The organism is Nonlabens sp. (genome assembly GCF_047636915.1).
GTDB lineage: Bacteria > Bacteroidota > Bacteroidia > Flavobacteriales > Flavobacteriaceae > Nonlabens.
This window is the reverse complement of sequence record NZ_JBLIGN010000115.1, coordinates 1-6415: the sequence shown is the minus strand read 5'-3', so window position 1 is coordinate 6415 and position 6415 is coordinate 1. Positions and strand designations below refer to the sequence as shown.

The 6415-nt window shown below is 37.2% G+C and carries 6 protein-coding genes; 3 read left to right on the top strand and 3 right to left on the bottom strand.

Annotated elements, in window-relative coordinates; translation table 11 throughout:
- Positions 1 to 830 (bottom strand): DegT/DnrJ/EryC1/StrS family aminotransferase (locus tag ACJAT0_RS12095; protein ID WP_415181861.1); only part of this gene is annotated, 830 nt, incomplete at its 3' end.
- Between the two features lie 115 nt (positions 831 to 945).
- Here ACJAT0_RS12095 and ACJAT0_RS12090 point away from each other — a divergent pair.
- Entirely contained in the window at positions 946 to 2211 is a 1266-nt protein-coding gene (locus ACJAT0_RS12090; RefSeq protein WP_415181860.1) for a 3-deoxy-D-manno-octulosonic acid transferase, read from the top strand.
- Positions 2189 to 3166 (top strand): carboxypeptidase-like regulatory domain-containing protein, encoded by a 978-nt coding sequence (locus ACJAT0_RS12085; RefSeq protein WP_415181859.1) that lies wholly within the window; start codon positions 2189 to 2191, stop codon positions 3164 to 3166. The genes ACJAT0_RS12090 and ACJAT0_RS12085 overlap by 23 nt, the downstream gene beginning before the upstream one ends.
- A 590-nt stretch (positions 3167 to 3756) precedes the next feature.
- Here the strand turns inward: ACJAT0_RS12085 and ACJAT0_RS12080 are convergent.
- Complete coding sequence (locus ACJAT0_RS12080; protein ID WP_415181858.1) at positions 3757 to 4416, bottom strand: DUF2461 domain-containing protein; 660 nt, start codon at positions 4414 to 4416, stop codon at positions 3757 to 3759.
- A 63-nt stretch (positions 4417 to 4479) separates the two neighbouring features.
- Entirely contained in the window at positions 4480 to 5253 is a 774-nt protein-coding gene (locus ACJAT0_RS12075) for a helix-turn-helix transcriptional regulator (protein ID WP_374002702.1), read from the bottom strand.
- 132 nt (positions 5254 to 5385) lie between these two features.
- On the opposite strand from ACJAT0_RS12075, the gene ACJAT0_RS12070 reads away from it, so the two are divergent.
- Positions 5386 to 6213: an SOS response-associated peptidase gene (locus tag ACJAT0_RS12070; RefSeq protein ID WP_374002703.1), complete on the top strand. Its 828-nt coding sequence runs from the start codon at positions 5386 to 5388 to the stop codon at positions 6211 to 6213.
- The last annotated feature ends 202 nt before the right edge of the window (positions 6214 to 6415 follow it).

The window sequence follows — 6415 nt, the reverse complement described above, 5'->3', positions numbered from 1 at the left end:
AGGATCTTTTCCTCATTTGCAAAAGCCGCTGTATACTTTCTAGCCGCATCTCTACGGGCATTATTATAATCTGTTAAAAAAGGTAGTTTTGCTCTTAAAACAACCGCCTGCATAGCATCCAGTCTGGAATTTACACCTACCACATCGTGATGGTAACGCTCGTACATTCCGTGATTTACGACCCCTCTAATAATGTGGGCCAGATCATCATCATTAGTGAAGATAGCACCACCATCTCCATAAGCACCTAAGTTTTTAGAAGGAAAAAACGATGTCGTTCCTACGTGTCCTATAGTTCCCGTTTTAGATTTAGAACCATTACCATGCATATAATTAGACCCTATTCCTTGTGCATTATCTTCAATAACATAGAGATCGTGCTCTTTTGCAATTGCCATGATCTCATCCATATTTGCCGTCTGACCAAATAGGTGTACCGGCACAATAGCTTTTGTTTTAGGAGTGATCGCTTTCCTAATAGCCTCGATATCGATATTAAAATTATACGGATTCACATCGACCAGTACAGGTGTCAAATTCAAAAGCGCAATCACTTCTACTGTTGCCGCAAAAGTGAAGTCGGCTGTAATAACTTCATCACCTCGCTGTAAACCCAATCCCATCATTGCTATTTGCAAGGCATCAGTTCCATTAGCGCATGGAATAACATGTTTTACTCCTAAATATTCTTCCAGCTCCTTCTGAAAAGCATGAACTTCTGGACCATTTATAAAAGCCGCCGATTCAATGACCTCTTGAAGACCTTTATTTACACGATCTTTTATTCCTTCGTACTGACCTTGAAGGTCAACCATCTGTATTTTACGCATTTGCAAAGTTTGTTATAAACGCGCATTTGATGATGCTCGCCCTTGTAAAAATAAGCAATAATGATAGGATTGCCTAAACCTTAATATTATATTACATTTGAAAAAAGACTGATTTTTGAAGACGATTTACGATATTTTTTCTGCTTTTGCGAAAGCATGCCTGCCACTAGCTGGAGCCTTTAATAAAAAACTAAAGTTAGGTGTGCAAGGTCGGGAACGCACTTGGGACATTCTAGACCAGAAAGTGAAGTCGTCTATGCCTAAAATATGGGTGCATGCAGCAAGTCTAGGTGAGTTTGAACAAGTTGTTCCTGTATTGGAAAAAATAGATCGAGCAGCATATCAAGTCGTTCTAACCTTTTTCTCACCCAGCGGTTACGAGAATAAAAAAGACACGCACCTGGCAGATGTAGTTTGCTATTTACCTATTGATGCGGTAAGCAACGTAAATAAATTTATTGCAACCGTAGAACCATCGCTCGCGATTATGGTCAAATATGAATTTTGGCCTAATTATTTAAACGCACTCCAAGAAACCAATTGTAAAACTATTCTTGTAAGTGGGGTGTTTAGAGATAAGATGCCTTTTAATAGTTGGTATGGAAAATGGATGGCCCGTTCCTTAGAGAGTTTTGACTATTTCTTTTTGCAAAATAACTCTTCTCTTATACATTTAGAAAAGCTAGGATACACAAATGCCAGTGTAAGTGGTGATACCAGATTTGACAGGGCAAGCCAACTCATCGAGAGAGACAGTACCGTAAAGGAAATAGAAAGCTTTATAGGGACTAAAAAGTGTCTCGTTATAGGAAGCTCATGGCCAGAAGATATTGCGATCATGAAAAACTGGTTGAAAAGAAATGACACCAACGCCACATACAAAGTCATTATTGCCCCTCACGAGGTCAAGGAAGCCTCTATACGCACGTTAGAAAAAACACTTAACTATCCCTGCATAAAATGGAGCGATATTCAAAATAAAGAGACTGAAAAATGGAGTTCCCCTTCCACTTTAATAATAAATAACATCGGGCTTCTTACCAAAGTATACAGCTATGCAGATCTTGCCTACGTAGGTGGCGCGATGGGAACCAAAGGATTGCACAACATTCTAGAAGCAGCGACCTATGGCGTTCCTGTTATGATAGGTAAGAATTATGAAAAATTCCCAGAAGCTGGCAAATTAGAAGATTTAGGAGGCTTATTTTCTGTGAAGAATGCTCTTGAATTTGAATCCATAACAGACCAACTTCTAGAAGACGATTATTTAAGAGATAAAACTGGAATGATTTGTGGTCACTGGATCAATAGCAATAGTGGCGCAACAAGAGAAATTGTAGCTTATTTAAAAACAATAGATGAAAAACTTATTCTGGATTAGTCTTGTTCTGTTCCACTTCCATTTAGGAACAAGTCAAGATATTACTATAAAGGACGGCGCAACTAACGAAGCTATCGCATTTGCAACCATAAGTTTTGGTAATGGCAAAGGAACTTTTGCAGATGATGAGGGAAGTTTCAGGTTCTCAAAAAAGCTGTATAAAGATGTAGATTCTTTATTCTTTTCCAGTATTGGATATGCAGATCTAGGAATTAGTGTAGAAAACCTACCAACCGAAATATTCCTTTCTCAAGAAGCAGATGAACTGGAAACAGTGATCCTAAGCGCTCCTCTTACAGGAAAATACAAATACCGAAAACAGAAGGAAATAGGTCACGATAATTATTTTGATTGCTGGTTGCCTACCGTAGAAAGTGAAATCGCAGTAAAATTTAACCGTTATGACGGCGCGCCTACACAAATTACCCAGCTTAAACTACCGGTTGTTTTGGAAGCCAGCCAGTCCAGTAAAAAAGGAAAGTTGCGCAAGTTTTCTACCTTATTTAGAGTTTCCTTTTATGATGTAAAAAACGATGGCGGTCCAGAAGATAGGTCTTTATACCCCTCAAAAACATTCCTCATCAATCAAACCACAGACGATCCTTTTGAGCTGGATATAGAAGAATTAAAAATTTACATCCCACAAAACGGAATCTTTGCTTCCATCCAAGTATTAGGATATACAGAACCTAATGGAAAACTCATCAAAGCAAAAAAATACAGAGAGATCAAAACCAGAGGTGGCGTTGAAAAAGTATCTACCACCTACCGGCCACTACTCCCTTTTACAAAAGAAATAGAAGGTAAAAATACGTGGGTAAGACGCATATTTTTTAATCATAAAGCTTGGCAATTATTTGACCTTACTTACAATCCCAATAGTAAGTTGGTAAGGTCTGGTAATAATGATTATGGAATGGGTGCTGAGTTTAAGGTGTTTTATAGGGAACAGTAACGTATATGAAAAGCGCTTCTTAACTTTTTCATCTTTATCTATTTCATCAGCTGTAAAAAGAGATTCAAAAATAAGACCTATTTCTAATGACGTTACAATTGAATTTTTAAATCAAATTTTGTCTGATACTACAGACCTTCAAATACTTCACTCTAAAAGTGAATTGATATCAAACTTTAGCTCTGGAGATAGGCCGCCTCTTATAGCTTTGAATAATTATTTAAGCAAATCAACCTCTATTTATAAGTCTTTAAATGAATCTGACACTTTATTTCTACGACAATAAAGAGAGCGTATTTCCAATGTTAACTTAAAGAAATTATCAAATTACGGTTTTCATTTTTTTGATTTGAGAGGTGAAAGTAGGTCAAGCCATTCCTTTGAATCCATAATAGAATCAGTAGATACTATCAATAACACAAAGGGTAATTATAGCTTTCTAAAATTTACTGCCCCAATATTTAATAAGCTGAAGGACCTCACTTACCTGAACATGCAAAAGGATAGCTCTGGTGAAACTATAGTTTTAGAAAAGCTAGATAATCACTGGAAAAGGAAAATACCACTCTATGAATGGCTAGAATAGAAACCTAAACCGTTACCGCTTTATTCAAATAAGCTCTAAACGGAATCATCTCCTTATAAACGGCTACACAATGTTGCATAAAGTCGTCTTGCATCACTCGTTTTTGAGTGAGATCATGTTGTACGGCAAATGTTTTTAATCGCAGCAACTCTATATGCTCATGATCTTGATAATAGCCTTTAGGGGACGTTTTTAAGGAATCACCATCATCTATGACAACAAAGGTTTCTTTAAAAGATTTCTTGTTCAATATCTTCCTGTATTCTTTACCGTTGTAATCTATCCCATCTCTTATAGAATCCAACAATTCTTTTTTTGGTTTGTAGAATCCGCCGGCGATAAAGGACTCTTCTGTTCCTAAATGAATATAGAAATCCCCTTGCTTTCCTTTTTCATTGAGGTCCATTCCAGCTCCAAAATGATCTTTGTAAACAGGCTTGCTAGGATGAAACATCAAATTGTTATTGATGCGATTGATGGCTTTTCTTCCTTCTATGGAAACATAGTTAGGATCTACCTTTCCCAATTCCACATCGAGCTCATTGAGCCAGGAAATATACCAATCGCGCACTTCTTTATAACGCTTGCGATTGTCATCCATCCAATCTTTGTTGTTGTTCTTTTGCAAGTCTTGCAGGAAATCGTAAAGTGTATCAAAGTTCATTAAATAAAAGTTTCTTTAAATATATTTAGCTTTCGCGGAAGCGGAAGCCTCTCTAAGAAATTTTTATGAAGTTCCTTTTTTCATGCTCTGTATTTCTTCCCGCAAACTGTCCAGTCCTTGTTTTAAAGAAATCATCGCTTCCTCTCCTTCATGCACATCGAGATCAAAACTCAATTTTGAATTCACTTCCCAAAGTTCTTTGATCTCCACAACTGATTGTTCTATCACAGGGTAATCTCTATTAAGCGAGATCAAAAGAACCGCCTCTGGAGATTCAGACTTGCGTAGCTTTTTAACCAGTATACTGTCCACAGTAACGATTACATGAATGCGATTATCATTTGCCATGCGGGCACTTTCTACTGCTTTTCCCATCACCCATTCCTGCGGTTGTAAAACAGGCAACATACTATCCCCTTTTACTTGAAAAGCACGGTAACTTCCCTCTCTATACTGTGGTAAGGGTATATTGAAAGCTGGCAACTCATTGTACCAATCCGTATCTTGTACATTACTCGCATATCCAGCGCTAGCTTTTATGGGAACCATGATCATGTTTTCACGATCATTAGTGTCCATAGTAATAATTTTAGGCGCAGTGCTCGTACTCGTCTCTAAATATTTATTGTAGCTATTTCCATACAACCACAGCGGATTCACATTAAACTGTCGCAATAGTTCTGTTACGATTTTACCCGTAATTTTCTTTTTACCACGCTCGATATCAGCCGTTGTGCTACCTGCATTAAGCAAGCTTGCAAACTCGCTTTGTGTTTTCCCCAAGTCCTCTCGTACCTGTTTGAATCTTTTTGCCTCTGTTGGAATCTCTTGTACCATACAGCAAATATAGGTCTTTTAGGAATAATTCCAATTTTAACATAGGATTATTTCCATTATATTGGAATTATTCCATACATTTGAATCGTCAACAGGAATAATTCTTGGAAATATTCCAAAATACTATTAATTATGTGTGGAAGAGCAACGATAATTACACCAGCAATAGATTTAGAGAAGCGTTTTAATGCCGCTTTTATAAAAAGCGCTGAACTTAAGGAAAACGTAAATATTAGCGCCGGTAATAAAATACCTGTCATAACAAGCGAGCAGCCTAACCATATACAAATGTATACGCTAGGGTACACACCTAACTGGGCACACAAGCAGACATACATGATCAATGCGCGTAGTGAAGGAAGTTTTAATCCAGAAAACGATCCTCATTATGAAGGACCGATGGGAATTTTTAACAAACCTATGTTTCGTCACGCTATGAAATCACAACGATGTCTAGTCCTTGTAGATGCATTTATAGAAGGCCCCAAACAAGAAAAACTGAATAAACCGTATTTGGTATATCCCAATCGTGATCGCGGTCCTTTTGCCTTGGCTGGAATTTATGACACTTGGCAACATCCATTAACCGGAGAATTGCACCATACTGTTGCGGTAATAACTAGCGCCGCAAATAGACTTACAGAAAGAATAGAGCATCACAGAGCTCCAGTAGTATTGAGTAAAGAAGATGAAGAAAAATGGCTGCAATCAGATAGTTCTGCTAAAGAGATTTCTAGAATGATGCAACCGTTTGACTCTAAAGGATTCAATGCTTATCCTATCTCAAAAAAAATAAAGAATCCAGAAGCAAACGGATTGGAATTATTGAAACCTGTAGGAGATAAATTGTTTAAAGATTACGACCGCTGTCTTTATGAAAGACTAAAGTTTGCAGAAGAAGATGCATATATTATTAGAGAAGAGCGTCTTGTAGAAGGAGATCAATTTGTGCTTTTTTAATTTATAAAGTTATGACAAAAATATCTTTACTATAAAATTGCTACAAATGCATGGAGTCAACTAAAAAAATAAAAGTTAGGAAGACGCTACATGATGACGAGTAAAAGAAGATGTATTCTTTATTCTTACAGCGGCCTGTGTGATGCTTTCCAACACCGATTTTCCTGTGCTGAGCTTGCCGAAGTATCGAGATGTTAAAGCA

Coding starts and splice junctions, on each gene's coding strand:
- ACJAT0_RS12080 (WP_415181858.1), bottom strand. CDS start 4,416: ATGAACTTTGATACACTTTACGATTTCCTGCAAGACTTGCAAAAGAAC.
- ACJAT0_RS12085 (WP_415181859.1), top strand. CDS start 2,189: ATGAAAAACTTATTCTGGATTAGTCTTGTTCTGTTCCACTTCCATTTA.
- ACJAT0_RS12075 (WP_374002702.1), bottom strand. CDS start 5,253: ATGGTACAAGAGATTCCAACAGAGGCAAAAAGATTCAAACAGGTACGA.
- ACJAT0_RS12070 (WP_374002703.1), top strand. CDS start 5,386: ATGTGTGGAAGAGCAACGATAATTACACCAGCAATAGATTTAGAGAAG.